Annotated in this window: 17 protein-coding genes; 7 read left to right on the top strand and 10 right to left on the bottom strand. The window is 67.5% G+C overall.

From position 1 onward, the window contains the following. Positions 1-2: 2 nt before the first annotated feature. Entirely contained in the window at positions 3-1253 is a 1251-nt protein-coding gene (locus ACJMK0_RS00235) for a cytochrome P450 (protein WP_405234810.1), read from the top strand. A 16-nt stretch (positions 1254-1269) separates the two neighbouring features. Here ACJMK0_RS00235 and ACJMK0_RS00230 read toward each other — a convergent pair whose 3' ends face one another. Then, on the bottom strand, positions 1270-1854 hold the full coding sequence (locus ACJMK0_RS00230; protein WP_405234809.1) for a tetratricopeptide repeat protein: 585 nt from the start codon (positions 1852-1854) through the stop codon (positions 1270-1272). A gap of 118 nt (positions 1855-1972) precedes the next feature. Here ACJMK0_RS00230 and ACJMK0_RS00225 point away from each other — a divergent pair, with 118 nt between their 5' ends. From ACJMK0_RS00225 to ACJMK0_RS00215, 3 genes are read left to right on the top strand one after another with little or no spacing between them, the layout of a single operon-like run. Beyond that, on the top strand, positions 1973-2422 hold the full coding sequence (locus tag ACJMK0_RS00225; RefSeq protein WP_405234808.1) for a hypothetical protein: 450 nt from the start codon (positions 1973-1975) through the stop codon (positions 2420-2422). Between the two features lie 45 nt (positions 2423-2467). Beyond that, positions 2468-2893, top strand: a complete 426-nt coding sequence (locus ACJMK0_RS00220) for an MAPEG family protein (RefSeq protein WP_405234807.1) — start codon at positions 2468-2470, stop codon at positions 2891-2893. A gap of 55 nt (positions 2894-2948) precedes the next feature. Then, positions 2949-4184: an FAD-dependent oxidoreductase gene (locus ACJMK0_RS00215; RefSeq protein ID WP_405234806.1), complete on the top strand. Its 1236-nt coding sequence runs from the start codon at positions 2949-2951 to the stop codon at positions 4182-4184. Positions 4185-4379: 195 nt separating this feature from the next. Here the strand turns inward: ACJMK0_RS00215 and ACJMK0_RS00210 are convergent, their stop codons facing one another. Continuing rightward, complete coding sequence (locus ACJMK0_RS00210; RefSeq protein WP_405234805.1) at positions 4380-4574, bottom strand: type II toxin-antitoxin system VapB family antitoxin; 195 nt, start codon at positions 4572-4574, stop codon at positions 4380-4382. 28 nt (positions 4575-4602) lie between these two features. Between ACJMK0_RS00210 and ACJMK0_RS00205 the strand changes: the two genes are divergently transcribed. Together ACJMK0_RS00205 and ACJMK0_RS00200 are read left to right on the top strand one after the other, a co-directional pair. Next, positions 4603-5328: a hypothetical protein gene (locus ACJMK0_RS00205; protein WP_405234804.1), complete on the top strand. Its 726-nt coding sequence runs from the start codon at positions 4603-4605 to the stop codon at positions 5326-5328. 45 nt (positions 5329-5373) lie between these two features. Beyond that, a complete protein-coding gene (locus ACJMK0_RS00200) occupies positions 5374-8073 on the top strand; it encodes a cation-transporting P-type ATPase (protein WP_405234803.1) in 2700 nt (899 codons plus the stop codon). Positions 8074-8122: 49 nt separating this feature from the next. Here ACJMK0_RS00200 and ACJMK0_RS00195 read toward each other — a convergent pair whose 3' ends face one another. The 8 genes from ACJMK0_RS00195 to deoD are packed head-to-tail and all read right to left on the bottom strand — an operon-like array spanning position 8123 to position 15833. After that, the gene (locus tag ACJMK0_RS00195) at positions 8123-8992 is read right to left on the bottom strand and encodes an HAD family hydrolase (RefSeq protein ID WP_405234802.1); all 870 of its coding nucleotides are present in this window, start codon (positions 8990-8992) and stop codon (positions 8123-8125) included. A 21-nt stretch (positions 8993-9013) separates the two neighbouring features. Further along, on the bottom strand, positions 9014-9634 hold the full coding sequence (locus ACJMK0_RS00190; protein ID WP_405234801.1) for a c-type cytochrome: 621 nt from the start codon (positions 9632-9634) through the stop codon (positions 9014-9016). Positions 9635-9647: 13 nt separating this feature from the next. Further along, on the bottom strand, positions 9648-10172 hold the full coding sequence (locus ACJMK0_RS00185; protein WP_405234800.1) for a RidA family protein: 525 nt from the start codon (positions 10170-10172) through the stop codon (positions 9648-9650). 32 nt (positions 10173-10204) lie between these two features. Then, positions 10205-11782 (bottom strand): flavin monoamine oxidase family protein, encoded by a 1578-nt coding sequence (locus ACJMK0_RS00180; RefSeq protein ID WP_405234799.1) that lies wholly within the window; start codon positions 11780-11782, stop codon positions 10205-10207. Positions 11783-11797: 15 nt separating this feature from the next. Next, a complete protein-coding gene (locus ACJMK0_RS00175; protein WP_405234798.1) occupies positions 11798-12712 on the bottom strand; it encodes an aldehyde dehydrogenase family protein in 915 nt (304 codons plus the stop codon). Positions 12713-12715: 3 nt separating this feature from the next. Continuing rightward, positions 12716-14185: an aldehyde dehydrogenase family protein gene (locus tag ACJMK0_RS00170; protein ID WP_405234797.1), complete on the bottom strand. Its 1470-nt coding sequence runs from the start codon at positions 14183-14185 to the stop codon at positions 12716-12718. A gap of 2 nt (positions 14186-14187) precedes the next feature. Further along, positions 14188-15117 carry a deoxyribose-phosphate aldolase gene (deoC, locus tag ACJMK0_RS00165; protein WP_405234796.1) on the bottom strand — a complete coding sequence of 310 codons (930 nt, stop codon included), beginning with the start codon at positions 15115-15117 and terminating at the stop codon, positions 14188-14190. Beyond that, positions 15114-15833, bottom strand: a complete 720-nt coding sequence (gene deoD / locus ACJMK0_RS00160; RefSeq protein WP_405234795.1) for a purine-nucleoside phosphorylase — start codon at positions 15831-15833, stop codon at positions 15114-15116. Before deoD ends, deoC begins: the two co-directional genes overlap by 4 nt. 113 nt (positions 15834-15946) lie before the next feature. Here deoD and ACJMK0_RS00155 point away from each other — a divergent pair, with 113 nt between their 5' ends. Next, on the top strand, positions 15947-16285 hold the full coding sequence (locus ACJMK0_RS00155) for a cupin domain-containing protein (RefSeq protein WP_405234794.1): 339 nt from the start codon (positions 15947-15949) through the stop codon (positions 16283-16285). Positions 16286-16325: the final 40 nt, after the last annotated feature.

Below are 16325 nucleotides of genomic sequence, written 5' to 3'. Positions count from 1 at the left end.
GCATGCGCCGAACCGGTGTGAGCGGCGCGACGGACGCGGAGGCGAGCGCGGCGTTCAGGCCCTACGAACAGGGCTTCGCCCGGAATCCCTATCCGGTCTACGCCCGGTTGCGCCGCGAGTCGCCCGTATTCCACTCCGCCGAGTTCGGCATGACCTTCTTCACGCGCTACGCGGACGTGGAGCGCCTGCTGCAGGATCCCCGGCTGGGCCGCACGATGCGCCACCGGATGTCGCCGGCCGAGCGGGCGGCGGACGACGAGCCCTGGCAGCACCTGCCTAACTACGCCCGCTACGTGCGGGTGAACGTGCTGGAGACGGAGGGCGAGGAGCACACGCGGCTGCGCCGTGTGCTGATGCGGGTGATGAACCCGAACCGGATCCGGCGCCTTAAAGCACGCATCGAGGCCCTGGCGCGCGAGCGGGTGGCAACGCTGGCACCGCGCGGCCGCATGGAATTCGTCTCCGAGCTCGCGACGCCGCTGCCGGTGCACCTCATCGCCGAGCTGCTCGGCTGGCCCGGGGACGAGCGGGAGCGTCTGCGGCCCTGGTCCGCGGCGATCGTGCGGCTGTACGAGAAGGATGCCACCGAGGCGGACGAACAGGCGGCGGAGACGGCCGTGGCGGAGTTCGCCGCGCGCATCGGCGAACTGGTGGAGGAGCGGCTGGCACATCCCGACGACGGCGTCATCGGCGAGCTGGCCGCGCTGGCCCGCGACGAGGGGTTGCTGGACCGGGACGAACTCGTCGCGAGCTGCATGCTGCTGCTGAACGCCGGCCACGAGGCCACCGTGAATGCGGCGGGCAACGGTCTGCTGGCGCTGCTGCGTCACCCGGAGGCCTGCGCGAAGCTGCGCGCCGACCCGGCGCTGGTGGATACGGCCGTGGACGAGATGCTGCGCTACGACGCGCCGCTGCATCTCTTCCACCGCTACGTGCTGGAGGACATGGAGTACGCGGGGCGGCGCTTCCGGCCCGGGGATACGCTGGGCCTGCTGTACGGCTCGGCGAACCGGGACCCGGAGGCGTTCGCCGAGCCGGACCGCTTCGACATTGCCCGCAGCCCCAATCGCCACTTCGCCTTCGGCGCCGGCGCCCATTTCTGCGTGGGCGCCCCGCTGGCCCGGCTGGAACTCCGCGCGCTGTTCACCGCGCTGCTGGAAGGCCTGCCGGAGCTGCACCTGGCCGAGGAACCGGAATACCACACCGGCCTCGTCTTCCGCGGCCTGAAACGGTTGAAGATACGCTGGGCGTGAAGGCCCTCCTACCGTTCTATTGGGGCAGCGCGTCCAGCATCTGCTGCGCCGATTCCTTCACGCTCATATTGCCGCCCGTCTCGGTCGCCTTCGTCAGCGCGGCGCGCGCCTCTTCCACGTTGCCGAGCTGGCTCGAGACGAAGCCCAGCGTCAGCCAGATGCGCTGATGATCCGGATTCGCCTCGGCGCCCTCGCGCAGGTGACGGAGGGCCTCCTCGTGCCGCCCGAGGTAGTGCAGGGTGAGGCCGAGGTTGTTGCGGGCCTCCGCGTTGTCGGGGTCCAGTTCCATCAGGCGCGCATACAGTTCCGCCGCGCGGCCGTATTGTTTCTCCCGGAAGAGCATGTCGGCCTGTCGTCCCATCTCCGCGGGGTTGTCCGTGGGCATCGTCATCGCCGAGCTGAGCGCTATGTCGTTCGCGGAGATGCCGCCCGGCTGGGGCGCCGGGCGCTGACGGACGGCGGCCGGGTTCGTCGCGACACCGGCGGCGGGGGTCGCCGTCGCATCGTCCGCATAATAGGCGCGCGTCGCGCCGAAGACCGCCAGGCCGAAAGCAATCTGGAAGACCGCCATGCCCGCCCAGAATTTCCCGTTCGTTTCCATGTGCATTCCCGTCGATCGAACCAGCGGCGAGGATATCCGGACGGCGGCGGCACGCAAAGCCCCGGAAAACCACACCGGTCGTGGTAGGGTTGGTCCGCTGTCAATCAAGGAGAGATCGATGAGGATACCGACCCTGTTGCTGGCCATGCTGCTGCCCGTGGCCGTGGTGGCGCAGCCGGAACCCTGGATGCGCAGCGAGACGCCCGGCGAGCTGTCCATCGCGGCGGGCGCGGAGTCCGACTGCCCGGTGACTCCGGAAGACGTGAAGATCCACATGGAGAGCGTGCTGAAGCAGGCGGGCATCGAAGCGGTGCCATTCAGCGGCAAGCCGTCGGCATTGTTCCTGGCGGGCACCGTCGAATGCGAGAAGCACGGCGACGGGGTGTGGGTATTCCGGGCGGCGGTCGAGTTCGATTCGCCGGATCGGGAACTCAGCGACTGGATCGGCGGCAAGGCCTATGTCCAGCTCGGCATCGGCGGGCGCGGCGCCATCATCAGGGCGCTGATGGCGGACATGGAAGAGGCCATCGAGGACTACAAGGCCAGTAACCGGGATTACGATTTCTGAGCCGGCCGGCACCGGTTCGTCACAGACCCGGATGGGAGCAATCAGATGGAGCCAGCCACCTCGCTCGTTACCGCGTGTTGCGCGCTCGCACTGCTGACTTTCCTCGTGGGCGTCAGGATGCTGTACGTGCGCATCGGCGAGATGCGCAGGCGCGGCATCGGGCCGCAGGACGTCGCACTGTCGGGCCAGCGTGCCGAGAGACTCGAGGATACGCGGGCGTCCGACAACTACAATCACCTGTTCGAACTGCCGGTATTGTTCTACGCGCTGGCCGCCCTCGCCGTCGCCACCGGACACGTCCCCGGCTGGCTGGCCTGGGCCGCGTGGGTTTTCGTGGCGTTGCGGGTGGTGCACAGCCTGATCCAGTGCACCTACAACCGGGTCATGCACCGGTTTGCCGTCTTCCTGGCCGGCTACGGGTTGCTGCTCGTCATGTGGCTCGGGTTCGGCGGCTCGTATCTCGTCGGATGAGCGTCGCGCAGGCTGGTGCAACAGGGTCGCAACGGAGCCGACCGGAGAGACAAAGATGAACATCGGACGCCGCCAGTTACTGAAACTCCTCGCCGCGCTCGGCGTCTCCACGACGATGACGGCCGGGAGGTCCGCCGCGGCCACAGGCGAGCGGGCGAAGTTCGACGTCGTGGTAGTCGGCGCCGGCGTGTTCGGCATCTGGAGCGCCTGGCAGCTGCACCGGGCCGGTCGGCGCGTCGCCGTCATCGATGCCGTGGCACCGGCTCACAGCCGGGCCTCCTCTGGCGGCGAGAGCCGGGTCATACGGGCCGGCTACGGCGACCAGGAGATCTACTCGGAATGGGCCTGGCGCTCGCTCGGCGACTGGCAGGCGCTCTCGGCGCGTAGCGGGCTGCCTGTGTTCCATCCCATGGGCGTGCTGTGGCTGCACGAGGAGCGCGACGCGCTGGTGCGCGCGAGCGCCGACGTCCTGTCGCGCCTCGGCATCCCCCACGAGTTCCTCCCGGCCGCCGATCTTCGCAGCCGCTATCCGGTGCTCAGGGCGGACGACGGTGAGGCCGGTTTCCTCGAACCCCGGGCCGGAGCGCTGATGGCCCGCCGGGCCGTGCAGTTCATGGCGGCGGAGCTCATCGCCAACGATGTGCCGTTCTTCGGTGCCCGGGTGAACGCGATACGTGCCGATCAGGCGATCGGCGGCTCACTGCCCGCCGTCACTACCCACGCCGGCGGGACCATTGCCGCCGAGCAGTTCGTCTTTGCGTGCGGACCCTGGCTCGACCAGGTCTGTCCGGAGGCGATGGCCGGGCGGCTGTTCGTCACCCGGCAGGAGGTGTTCTATTTCGCCGTCCCGGCCGGCGCTACCGGGGCACTGCCGGTGTGGGCGGACCTGCCGTTCTACGGCTTTCCCGACCTCGAGGGCCGCGGCTTCAAGGTGGCCGATGACACCCATGGCGGGCCGATGGACCCCGACAGCGGCGACCGGCGTGCCAGTGAGGAGGGCGAACTGAGAGCGCGGGCGTTTCTGGCCCGGCGGTTCCCGGCTCTCGCGGAGGCCCCGCTCAGCGAGAGCCGGGTGTGTCAGTACGAGAACAGCTCCGACGGCCACCTGGTGATCGACCGGCATCCGGGTCTCGACAACGTCTGGGTCGTCGGCGGCGGCTCGGGTCACGGCTTCAAGCACGGGCCTGCAGTGGGCGCGCACGTGGCGGAACTGGTGGCGGGTAAGGCGAGTCCGAGTGCACCTTTCCTGCTCGGCGAGAAGGGGAGCCGCCAGCAGCGTGCGGTGCAGTGACGAGAATCGGGATTCGATTCCGCTCTGATGCGTGGGACCGGGCAGGGCCGAGTTCAGGGGTCAGGTGTACGAAAGGGGCGTCGCCAGCTTGAGATAGCGCACGAAGGGCAGGAAATCCCGGTCGCTGAAGAGCAGCGGCACACGATTCTTTATGCAGAAGGTCGCGCCAAAATCCTTGCAGGACTTCCGCCAGGATCATCTCGTCGTTCTCTGGTCAGGCAGATCGCCTTCCCAGCGCAGTTTGCCTCTGAACTTCCGTATCCTTTCCTGCTTCTTGAGGCGAACCAGTGTCTCCAGTCCCAATTCCACCGCTTCTTTCTTGGTCTTCGCGCCACTTGCCTTCAGCGCTTCTTCCATCAATTCATCGTCTATTACAATATTCGTCCGCACGGCGTTACCTCGCTAAACTTCTATACACATGATAAATAGAAATGATCCACATAATAATGACCTGACCACGACACTGGAGACCATCCGCGACAAGCGCGGCTACCTGCTGGCCCATCACGGGCTGATGGCGCTCGCCGGCAACGGCTTGCTGGAGGCCTACGACGCGCTGTACACCCGCCTGACGCTGACGCCCGGCTATCTCAGCCGCCATGAGCACGAGTTCGTGTGGATGGCGGTGCTGATGAGCCTGGACGAGCCCCTCGGCACCCACCACATCCCGCGTTATCTGGAGGCAGGCGGCAGCCGAGAGGAGTTCGACGGTATCCTCGCGATCACCGCGCTGGCCAAGGGCGTCTCCTGCTATCAGTTCGTCGAGGAGAACTGGCTCGATCATCTGCCCGACGTGTCGCCCCAGGCGGCGTATCGCGCGGCGTTCGAGCGCGCGGCCGGCGACATCCCGCTGTCTCGCGCACACCTGGCCGCCGCCGCCGTTCACACGTGTTTGGCCAATTTCCGAGCGCTGGCCTGGCAGATCCGCTCCGCGTATGCCGCCGGCACCCCGGAGCAGGGCCTGGCGGAGGCGCTGTCGCTGGCGATGTTCCCGGGCAGCGTGCCCTATTTCGCGAGGGCCGCCGAAGTTTGGCGGCGGCTGATCGCCGACGGCGAAGTGGAAGCTTCCGGTGCGTTCCGCGCGTGGGCGGAACTCGCCGGACAGGGCGGTTACGACGAGGCGTCCGGGTTGAGCGGCCACTAGCATTTTTGTGCGGCCGGGCTGCACCGGCTTTGTATACTGACGTCAATGGAGCCGCCGGGAAAGATCACGCTACGGGATTGGCATGCGCTGCCGCCCGATGTCGTGCTGGAGGCGCTGGGCACCCGCGCTGAGGGTCTCTCCACGGCTGAAGCGGCCGCGAGACTCGACAGATTCGGACCGAACCGGCTGCCGCGCACCGCGAAACGGGGCCCAATGCTCCGGTTACTCGTGCAATTCCACAACCTGTTGATCTACGTGCTGCTCGGGGCAGCAGGACTTGCAGTGCTGCTCGGTCATCCGATCGACGCAGGGGTGATTCTCACCGTCGTCCTGCTGAACGCCGTGATCGGGTTTGTCCAGGAAGGTCGTGCCGAGAGCGCGCTTGAAGCGATGCAGAGCATGATCGATCCGAAGGCATCGGTGCTTCGGGACGGGCACAGGGCGACAGTGCCGGCCGATTCGATCGTCCCCGGAGATATCGTGCTGATCGAAGCCGGCGATCGCGTACCGGCCGACCTTCGGCTGCTGCGCTGCCGGAACCTGCGCATGGAGGAGGCGATCCTGACCGGCGAATCGATCGCGGTCGAGAAGGACGCGGCTTCAGTCGCAGCCGATGCGGAGCTCGGGGATCGCACGTCGATGGCTTACTCCGGGACGTTGGTGGCGGCGGGCCAGGGCTTCGGCGTGGTGACGGGTACCGGTGCAGAGACTGAGCTCGGCCGAATCAGCGCCCTGATCGGCGCGGTAGAAAGCCTGAAGACGCCACTCATCCGGCAGATGGATCGTTTTGCGGCACAGCTGACGGTCGTGATCCTCGGGCTCTCTGTCCTGACGTTTCTGTTTGCACTGTTGGTTCGGGCTTACGCCCCCGCCGATGCATTCATGACCGTCGTCGGCCTGGCGGTCGCCGCGATCCCGGAGGGATTGCCCGCGATCATGACGATCACTCTCGCGATCGGGGTGCAGCGCATGGCGGCACGCAACGCGATCATCCGTCGTCTGCCGGCCGTGGAAACGCTCGGATCGGTTTCGGTGATCTGCTCGGACAAGACCGGCACGCTGACGCGCAATGAGATGATGGTGCAGGCCATTGCGACCGCCGAGGCGGAGTTCGGGATATCCGGTGTCGGTTACGACCCCCGCGGCACGATTGCATGCAATGGTGAGGACATCGACCCGACTGACGATGCTCAGCTGCTCGAACTGATCCGGGCGGCCTTGCTGTGCAATGATGCGGAGTTGCGACAAGTGGGCGGAGTCTGGCGTGTCGACGGCGACCCGATGGAGGGGGCTCTTGTGGCGCTCGCACTGAAGGCCGGCCTCGATGCGTCGCTCATCCGCAAGCAGTTGCCTCGCGCGGATGAAGTCCCATTCGATTCGGCACATCGCTTCATGGCGACGCTGCACCACAGCCACGACAACAACGCCTTCATACTGATGAAGGGCGCGCCTGAGCGACTGCTCGAGATGTGCAGCCGGCAGCGCCGGCGTACCGGCGACGAGCCCATCGATGCCGAGGCGTGGCGCAATCACGCCGAGCGGCTGGCGTCGAAAGGTCAGCGCGTACTGTCGTTCGCCTGGAAGCCCACCCCTTTCGGCCAGCAGACGCTGACGTTCGCCGACGTCGAGCGCGATGCCGTCATGCTTGGGCTCATCGGCTTCATCGACCCGCCTCGTGGCGAGGCGATCGACGCGGTCCTCGACTGTCGCTCGGCAGGGATCCGCGTCGTGATGATCACCGGCGATCACCCGGCCACCGCATGCGAGATCGCCCGCCAGCTGTGCATCGACGAGGCTCCGCAGACGCTGTCCGGCAGCGACATCGAGCAACTCGATGAAGCCGGATTACGCGCCGCAGCCGCCCGGACGGCCGTCTTTGCCCGAACGACGCCCGAACACAAACTCCGGCTCGTCGCCGCGCTTCAGGCTGAGGGCCTGATCGTCGCGATGACCGGTGACGGCGTGAACGATGCCCCGGCCCTGAAGCGGGCCGATGTCGGCATCGCGATGGGCGAAAAAGGCACCGAGGCGACCAAGGAGGCGGCCGAGATGGTGCTCGCCGACGATAACTTCGCGTCGATCGTCGCGGCCGTCCGCGAGGGCCGCACGGTCTACGATAACCTGATGAAAGTCATCGCGTGGACGCTGCCGACCAACGGTGGGGAAATGCTGACGATCCTCGCGGCAATCGGGTTCGGGCTCGCACTGCCGATTACTCCGGTGCAGATTCTGTGGGTCAATATGGTCACGGCCGTTACGCTCGGTTTAACGCTCGCCTTCGAGCCCACCGAGCGCGGCACGATGCACCGCCCACCGCGCCCGGCCAGCACGCCGATTCTCGATGGACGACTGGTGTGGCGCATCGTATTCGTCTCGCTGCTCTTCGTTGCCGGCACTTTCGGTATCTTCTTCTGGAGCGAGTCGCGCGGGCTGCCGATCGAGACGGGGCGTACGATGGTTGTGAATGCGCTCGTCGTCATGGAGATTTTTTACCTTTTCAGCGTCCGTTACGCACACGGCACTTCGCTGACGCTGACCGGCGCACTGGGAAACAGGATCGTGTGGACCGGTGTCGGCGTCGTCATCCTTGCGCAGTTCCTGTTCACTTATCTGCCATTCATGCAGCACGTCTTCGGGACCCGCGATCTTGCCCTGACGGACGGACTCGTCATCGTCGCGGTCGGTATCGCGATGCTGATCGTTGTCGAAATCGAAAAGCGCGCCACGCGCCAGTTTACGGTCTAAGGCGATGCCGCGACGGTAGCTGAACGCGCTGAACTCGCAGGCCAGGCGATTACGACGAGGCGTCCGTCTTGACAGGGTAGGGCGGTTCGGCGTCCCAGGGATGACCGACGTGGAGGCATTCCTCCACCAGCCAGCGGAATTCCCGGAAGCTGTCCACGATCGCGTCGGGCTGATGGGGGTGAGCTTCGGTGCCCGGGAAGATCTTCGCGATCCACTCGTGCTCCCAGCCCGTCCCGTTGAAGAACACCGACGTGATGCCCGCGCGTTTCGCGGCGACGACGTCGGTGGTGCTGTCGCCCAGATACCAGCAGTGCGGGCCGGGCTCCGCGTCGAGCTCGTCCAGGGCCTTCAGCACGGGCTCCGGGTTCGGCTTGCGGCGGTAGGTGTCGCCGCCGCAGATGGTGACGTCGAAAAGCTCCAGCCACGCGCCGCCGTCCACCAGCGCGAACTCGTGCTCGAAGAACTCCCGGTCCCGGTTGGTGAGGATGCCCAGGTGCACGTCCAGCTCGACCATCTCGGTGAGTAACTCGAGTTCGCCGCCCTCGAAAGGATGCACCTCGCCGTAGTGGTGGCGGTAGGCCTCGTTGAAGGCTTCGTGGGCGGTGTGCTTCGCGTCCTCGTCGGCGCCGAACAGCACCTCGAAGATGTCGGTGCGCGAGATCCGCCGCTCCGCCTTGATCTTCGGATGCAGCCGGCGGTGTTCGCGCACGTAGTCGACCAGGCGCGCGTCTTCCGGCGTCTTGCAGAGATCGTGCGGGATCAGCTTCTCCATGAGCCCCAGCTCGGGCAGCCGGGGCAGCACGTCGTCCACCGCTTGATACATCGCGTCCAGCGTGTCGACCAGCGTGGCGTGCCAGTCGAACAGCACCACACGGGGGGCGGGCAGGGCGCGGGCGGCTTCGTCGAGTTCGCGCAACATCGGGACCGTCTCCGGTTTTCGTCAGTCGAGGCTCGCGACGTAGGCGACGACGTCACGGATCGCCCGCTCGTCGCCCAGACCGCCGACGCTGGCCGCCATCTGACGGCCGGCGGCATCGTCCGCATGATAGCCGCGGCGGCCGGCGCGGAAGTTCTCGAGCTGGCGGACGAGGTACCAGTCGCTCTGGCGGGCCAGTGCGGGCGCACCGAGTTCCGCGTCGCCGCGGGCGTCCGGGCCATGGCAGGCCGCGCAGGGCGCGTAGAGCGAGCGGCCGCGGACGGGGTCGCCCTGCACCGTAGCCTCCGGCCGGGGCATATCGAGCCCGCCGAACCAGGCGGCCGCCGCGGAGACGTCTGCCGGAGTCAGCGACCGCACCATCGCCTGCATCTCCCAGCCGACGAAGTCGTCGTCGTGGGTGCCGCGCCAGCCGTTGAGGAAGGCCTGCAGCTGTCTGCTGACGTACCAGGCTTCCATGCCGGCGATGCGGGGCGCGTTGACCCGGGGGTTGCCGCGGCCCTCGACGCCGTGACAGGTGATGCAGAGCGCAAGGCTCGCCGGCGGCGCCTCGGGAGCCGAGGACTGCTCCGCACGCGACACCAGCGCCAGGCAGGCGGCGAACAGCAGCAGTGCGAGCCGGCTCAACGGGGCGCTCTCGCTAAGGCCGCACGAAGACGGCTTCCACCTCGACCAGCATGCCCGGCGCCACGAGCCCGGCCACCTCGACGGCGGATCGGGCCGGCAGGTTCATCTGCTCCGCCTCGGCGCCGAAGTAGCGGGTGTAGGCGCGCATGAAGCCCTGGAAGTCCATGCCGTCCTCACCCGGCGGCTCGACCAGGAAGACCGTCATCTTCACGATGTCGCCGAAACCGAGGCCGAGATCGTCCAGCGATTCCTCCATGCGGGCGAACACGCTCAGCGCCTGGGCTTCGGTATCGCCCCAGTATTCCGGGCTGTTGCGTTCGGCATCGGGGTTGGCGGGGCGCGGCACCATGCCGCTGTGCCACACCAGGGTGGCGTCCGCGGAGACTTCCACGGCGCGGGCGATGGGGAAGGTGGAGTTGTCGGGCAGCGGGTGCTGGATGCGGTCGCCGGCCTGGGCCAGGCCGGCCGCGAGCAGCATGACGGCGGCGACGACCTTATTTGTGACGATTCTCGTGCCAATTGTCGTGACTGGTCTCATGGGGGTCTCTCCTGTGAAGAATCGGCCGGCCGTCACGCCGGTGCCGCGGTCTGCAATTCTGCCTGAACCCGCGCATCGATATCGGCGATCGCGAAATGCGCGGACCGGATGGCGCCCTCCTGCCAGCCCGGGTGGTAGCTGATCTGGTCGCCGATCATGTAGTGGCGCTCCACCGGCGACTGCAGGCGGCGGAAGTGACTGCCGTCGTCGTCGTCCTCGAACATGCCGGCACAGCCCATCATGTGGTTCATGCGGTTCCAGGGCACGCTGACGCCGTTCTCGATGTAGCGGGCGTAGTCCGGGTGGATCCGGGAGCCCTGGCGGACGGCCTCGGCGATGCGCTCCTCGCTGGTCAGGCGGGCCAGACGCTCCGCGGCACCCGGCATGAAGGTGTAGGCGCCCAGCAGTATGCCCTTGCGACCGTGGATGCCGTGGGGCGGGTACCAGATCTGGGTGATGTCCTGGTGGGTCCAGGAGATGCCGCCGTAGATGCGGTCGCGCTCCCAGAACCGCTCGCTCGCCTGCAGGCCGATCTTCATCAGCTCGCCGCGCTTGATGTGCGAGAGCGATTCCACGTATTCGCGGGGGAAGTTGTGCCTGAGGCCGGTCAGGAGATGGGCCGGGATGCTGTTCAGGCAGTAGTCGGCCTGCAGCGTCATCGGCTCGCCCTTCCTGGTATAGCCGATGTCGATGCCGTCGTGGCGCAGTCCGACGCTGTGCACGACGGAGTCGAGCTGCACGAGATGGCCCACCTCGCCGAGGAACGCCTTGACCACGTGATCCATGCCGCCGGTGCCCGTGAGCATGGTGGAGGCCTGATCGGCGATTTCCGGGAAGTGCATGAAATCCTCCCAGAAGCGCCCGTTCAGTATCTCGGAGAGGTCGAACGGCTCGTTCAGCTCGGTCTCCGCGATCCAGCCGCCGCTCCGGCGCCCGGCCCGCTCGGAACCGGCGTAGAGATGGCTCTCGTCGAGGTCGCCGTACATTCTGGCGAAGGCGAGTAGCCGCTCCGTGTCGCGCGCGTCGAACGGCTGCTCCAGCGTATCCGCCGAGAGCGACTTCGCCAGCAGTTCGGACATGAAGCCGCGGGCGTCGGCGATGTACTGGCGCTGGCGCACCGGCCGGCCGCCGAACATGTTGTCGTCCTGGAAGTAGGCGTTGCGGTTGTCGTTGATCCAGACTTCGAGCTGCACGCCCAGCTCGCGGCAATAGCCCATCAGCGCGGTGTGGTCCGGGGGGATGCGTGCCGGGCCGGCATTCAGGTACAGCCCGGGCTCGTCGTCGAATTCGCAGACCTGGCGATTGCCGAGTTCGTCGACGACGTCACCGGAGCGCAGCGTGAGATTGCGTCCGCCGGAGCGGAAGGAGGCTTCGAGTACGGTCACGTCGTAGCCGGCACGGTCCAGTTCCAGTGCCGCGGTGAGGCCGCCGATGCCGGCGCCGAGGATGACGACGCGCCGGCGGGCGCCGCCGAGCGGCCTCAGCCTCGCGAGTGGCGTCTGCGCCGGGGCAGCCATGAGCTCCATCGCCGAGGCCACGCGATACATCGCCGCGGAGCCGCCGGCCGCACCGACCATCTCCAGGAATCTGCGGCGTGTGAAATGGGCCATCAGGAGCTTGCTATCTCAGCCCCCGATCGGGTGCCAGGTCGTCTTCACTTCCTGGGTGTCGCGGATGTGGTAGGGGCTCTGCGCGCCCGGGCGGCGCCAGTCGCTGCCCGTGCGGTCGATCACCCGCTTGAGGTTGTCCGCCGCGGCAACCTGGATGTCCTTCGCCGCCTCGCCATCGGCCTCGCAGAAGACCACGGCGTTCACGTCCATGTGGGAGGCGAACTGGCCGGCGAGTTCTTCGCGGAAGCCGGTCAGCAGGTTCACCACGCCGCCGGGGACGTCGGAGGAATGCAGCACCTCGGCGAAGCTGATGGCGGTCAGCGGACGGGTGGCGGAGGCCAGTACGACGCAGGTGTTGCCGCCCACGATGGCCGGTGCGACGTTCGAGATCAGTCCGAGCAGCCCGCTCTCTTCCGGCGCGATGATCGCCACCACGCCGGTGGGCTCCAGCGCCGAGAAGTTGAAATGGGATGAGGCCACCGGGTTCACGGCGCTGAAGATCTGCTGGTACTTGTCGGACCAGCCGGCGTAATGGATCAGCCGGTCGACCGCGGCGTCCACCTCGCTCTCCGCCCGGCGGCGGTTGACACCCTGCAGCGCGAGCTCGGCCACGAACTGCGCGCGGCGTCCCTCCAGCATCTCGCCGATGCGGTACAGCACCTGGCCCCGATTGTAGGCGCTGGCGCCGGACCAGCCGGCGAAGGCGCTGCGGGCAGCCACCACGGCCTCGCGGAAGTCCTTGCGGCTCGAGCGGCAGACGTTGGCGATCACCGTCTCGCCGTCGGGCTTGAGCGGGTAGTAGCGCCCGGATTCGGTGCGCGGGAACTTGCCGCCGACGTAGATCTTGTAGGTCTTGGCGACCGGGAGCCGGCCGCCGGCCCGCCTGTCCGCATCCTTCGCCTTGCGCTGGCGCTTCGTGGTGTCGTTCATGGTTCAGTCCAGTGCCAGGTAGGCGTCCAGCCCGTGCAGTCCGCCCTCGCGGCCGACGCCGCTCTCCTTGTAGCCGCCGAAGGGCGAGGTGGGGTCGAACTTGTTGAAGGTATTGGCCCAGATCACGCCGGCGCGCACGCCGCCGGTCATGCGGAATATCTTGGCGCCCTTGTCCGTCCAGACGCCGCCGGAGAGCCCGTAGGGCGTGTTGTTGGCCTTCTCCAGGCCCTCCTGCATGCGCCGGAAGGTCTGCACGGCGAGCACGGGGCCGAAGATCTCCTCCTGCACCACCCGGTTCGACTGGGAGACGCCGGTGAGCAGCGTCGGCCGGCACCAGTAGCCCTTGCGGGGCAGCCGGCAGGATGACTGATGGATCTCGGCCCCCTCCGCCTTGCCCACCTTCAGGTAGTTCCGGATGGTCTCGAGCTGCGCTGCGGAGTTGATGGCGCCCACGTCGGTATTCTTGTCCAGCGGATCGCCGACGATCAGCGTCTCCATGCGCTCCTTCAGCTTGTCGATCACCTCGTCGGCGACGGACTCCTGCACCAGCAGCCGGGAGCCCGCGCAGCAGACGTGGCCCTGGTTGAAAAAGATGCCGTTGACGATGCCTTCCACCGCCTGGTCGATGGCGGCGTCCTCGAAGATGACGTTGGCCGCCTTGCCGCCGAGCTCCAGCGTGTACTTCTTCTTCGTGCCGGCCAGCGAGCGCATGATGATGCGGCCCACTTCGGTGGAGCCTGTGAAGGCGATCTTGTCGACGTCCGGGTGTTCGACGATGGCGGCGCCCGTCCTGCCGGCGCCGGTGACGATGTTCACCACGCCGGGCGGCAGGCCCGCGTCGCGCACCACCTCGGCGAACTTCAGTGCGGTGAGCGGCGTGGTCTCTGCCGGCTTCAGCACCACCGTGTTGCCGCAGGCGAGCGCCGGGGCGATCTTCCACGCCAGCATCAGCAGCGGGAAATTCCACGGGATGATCTGGCCGGCCACGCCGAGCGGGCGCGCCTTGCGGCCCGGGAAGGCGTACTCCAGCTTGTCCGCCCAGCCGGCGTAGTAGAAGAAATGGGCGGCGGCCAGCGGGATGTCGATGTCCCGGGACTCGCGGATGGGCTTGCCGCCGTCCAGCGACTCGATCACGGCGAACTCCCGGGCCCGCTCCTGCAGGATGCGGGCGATGCGGTAGATGTACTTGCCGCGCTCGGCGGGGGCGAGCTTCGACCAGGCGCCCTCGTACGCGCGGCGTGCGGCGGCCACCGCCCGGTCCACGTCGGCCTCGCGGGCTTCCGCCACGCGGGACAGCACCTGCTCGCTGGCCGGGTTGATCGAGTCGAAGTAACGCCGCTTCGCGGGCGAGACGAATTTGCCGTCGATGAACAGGCCGTAGCGCTCGTCGACGGTGACGTGGTCCGTGCTCTCCGGGGCGGGGTCGTACTGCCAGCCGGTGTCGAAGGCGAGGGGGCTCGTTTCTCTGTTCACGGTCAGTCCTTCGAGAAGTAGTCGGCGGATTGATAGACGCCGGTCCGTTGCTTGACGAGCTGCATCAGCACGTCGTTCGCGAGGCTGCTCGCGCCGAAGCGGAACCACTCCTTCGTGAGCCACGCCTCGCCGAGGGTCTCGCGCAGCATCACCAGGTAATGCACCGCGAGCTTGGCCTTCGAGATGCCGCCCGCGGGCTTCATGCCGACCATGCGGCCGGTCTCGCGGTGGTAGTCGCGGATCGCCTGCAGCATGGTGAGGGTGACCTCCATGGTGGCGGCCGGCTGGATCTTGCCGGTGGAGGTCTTGATGAAGTCCGCGCCCGCATGCATGGCCAGCACGCTCGCCTGGCGCACCCGGTCGAGGGTGCCCAGCTCGCCGGTCTCGAGGATCACCTTCAGGTGAGCCGGACCGCAGGCCTCCTTCACCGCGGCGATCTCGTCGAACACCCGCCGGTAATCGCCGGCCAGGAAGGCACCGCGGGAGATCACCATGTCGATCTCGTCGGCGCCCTGATCCACGGCCATACGGGTCTCGGCGAGACGGATATCCATGAACGACATGCCGCTGGGGAATGCCGTGGCCACGGCGGCGACGGCGATGTCCGTGCCGGCGAGTGCTTGCTTCGCCACGCCGATCATCGTCGGGTAGACGCAGACGGCGGCGACGTGGGGCAGGTCGGGCAGGGTGTCGTGCAGGTGGATCGCCTTCTGGCACAGCTGGCGCACCTTGCCCGGCGTGTCCTGGCCCTCGAGCGTGGTCAGGTCGATCATCGAGAGCGCGAGTTTCAGGGCCTCCACCTTGGAGGCCGTCTTGATGCTGCGGGTGCGGAAGCGGGCCGCCCGCTCGGCCACGCCGACCTCGTCCACGCGGGTTACACGCGACAGATCGGGCAGCGCCGGTCCGGCCGCTTCGGCAGCGCGCCGGCTCATTGGGCCTGGACCGAGACGGCGGTATCCAGCGCGATGCGGATCATCTCGTCGAAGGTGGTCTGGCGCTCGTCGGCGGTGAGGGCGTCGCCCGAGCGGATGTCGTCGCTGACGGTGCAGATGGCCAGCGCCTCCACGTCGTGTTCGGCGGCCAGTGCATACATGCCGGCGGCCTCCATCTCGACGCCGTAGACGTTATAGCGCTCCATCACGTCGAACATCTCCGGCTCGGGGGTGTAGAACAGATCGGCGGAGAACAGGTTGCCCACGTGATGACGGACGCCGTACCGGCGGGCCGTCGCCACCGCGCGTTCCAGCAGCGCATAGCTTGCGATGGCCGCATAGTCGTAGCCGCCGAAACGCATGCGGTTCACGCCGGAGTCGGTGCAGGCGCCCATGCCGATCACCACGTCCCGCAGCCGGACCTCAGGGTGCACCGAGCCGCAGCTGCCCACCCGGATCAGCCGCTTCGCACCATACTCGGTGATGAGCTCGCTCGTGTAGATGGACGCGGACGGGATGCCCATGCCGTGCGCCATGACGGATACGGGCCGTCCCTCGTAGCTGCCGGTGTAGCCCCACATGTTGCGCACGTCGGTGACCCGGTTGACGCCGTCCAGGTAGGTCTCGGCGATGTACTGCGCCCGCAGCGGGTCGCCGGGCATGAGGATGGTCTCGGCGAAATCGCCCGGCCGGGCGTTGATGTGTTTGGCTGCCATGGATTCCTGAACGGAGGCCTGTCGCTGGTGATCGATATGGGGCGAGCCGGTATTCTAGCGCAGGCGGTCGGCCCTTGTTGATCGCACGCCCGCCCCCTCCGGAGAGTACCGCAATGCCCGAAGAAGTCTGGACCGAGGAACGCTGCTTCATCACAGAACTCCTTAACGACGCGGACGTGCCGGACGTCTCCCTGGCGCGGTGCCGCGTCGAGCCGGGCGTCACCACCCAGCTGCATCGTCTCGCCGTCCGCGAGTGGTACGTGGTTGAGCAGGGCCGCGGACTGATGGAGGTCGGCAATTTCGAGCCCCGTCCCATCGGCCCCGGGGATGTCGTGGAGATCCCGGCCGACACCGCCCAGCGCGTGACCAACACCGGGGCCGGCGACCTGGTATTCCAGTGCGTCTGCCTGCCGCGCTTCACGCCGGATTGCTACGAATCGCTGGAGTCGTAGGCGCCGGCCGCCGCCAGTGGCGGGAATCTGTCAGATTTTC

This window comes from Lentisalinibacter orientalis (assembly GCF_040706535.1).
Classification (GTDB): Bacteria; Pseudomonadota; Gammaproteobacteria; order Steroidobacterales; family Woeseiaceae; genus Lentisalinibacter; species Lentisalinibacter orientalis.
This window is presented reverse-complemented; position numbering and strand designations above follow the sequence as displayed.

What these genes read in the sequence shown, in the direction of transcription:
- ACJMK0_RS00235 (WP_405234810.1), top strand. Translation starts at nt 3, where the DNA reads ATGCGCCGAACCGGTGTGAGCGGCGCGACGGACGCGGAGGCGAGCGCG.
- ACJMK0_RS00230 (WP_405234809.1), bottom strand. Translation starts at nt 1,854, where the DNA reads ATGGAAACGAACGGGAAATTCTGGGCGGGCATGGCGGTCTTCCAGATT.
- ACJMK0_RS00225 (WP_405234808.1), top strand. Translation starts at nt 1,973, where the DNA reads ATGAGGATACCGACCCTGTTGCTGGCCATGCTGCTGCCCGTGGCCGTG.
- ACJMK0_RS00220 (WP_405234807.1), top strand. Translation starts at nt 2,468, where the DNA reads ATGGAGCCAGCCACCTCGCTCGTTACCGCGTGTTGCGCGCTCGCACTG.
- ACJMK0_RS00215 (WP_405234806.1), top strand. Translation starts at nt 2,949, where the DNA reads ATGAACATCGGACGCCGCCAGTTACTGAAACTCCTCGCCGCGCTCGGC.
- ACJMK0_RS00205 (WP_405234804.1), top strand. Translation starts at nt 4,603, where the DNA reads ATGATAAATAGAAATGATCCACATAATAATGACCTGACCACGACACTG.
- ACJMK0_RS00200 (WP_405234803.1), top strand. Translation starts at nt 5,374, where the DNA reads ATGGAGCCGCCGGGAAAGATCACGCTACGGGATTGGCATGCGCTGCCG.
- ACJMK0_RS00195 (WP_405234802.1), bottom strand. Translation starts at nt 8,992, where the DNA reads ATGTTGCGCGAACTCGACGAAGCCGCCCGCGCCCTGCCCGCCCCCCGT.
- ACJMK0_RS00185 (WP_405234800.1), bottom strand. Translation starts at nt 10,172, where the DNA reads ATGAGACCAGTCACGACAATTGGCACGAGAATCGTCACAAATAAGGTC.
- ACJMK0_RS00180 (WP_405234799.1), bottom strand. Translation starts at nt 11,782, where the DNA reads ATGGCCCATTTCACACGCCGCAGATTCCTGGAGATGGTCGGTGCGGCC.
- ACJMK0_RS00175 (WP_405234798.1), bottom strand. Translation starts at nt 12,712, where the DNA reads ATGAACGACACCACGAAGCGCCAGCGCAAGGCGAAGGATGCGGACAGG.
- deoC (WP_405234796.1), bottom strand. Translation starts at nt 15,117, where the DNA reads ATGAGCCGGCGCGCTGCCGAAGCGGCCGGACCGGCGCTGCCCGATCTG.
- deoD (WP_405234795.1), bottom strand. Translation starts at nt 15,833, where the DNA reads ATGGCAGCCAAACACATCAACGCCCGGCCGGGCGATTTCGCCGAGACC.
- ACJMK0_RS00155 (WP_405234794.1), top strand. Translation starts at nt 15,947, where the DNA reads ATGCCCGAAGAAGTCTGGACCGAGGAACGCTGCTTCATCACAGAACTC.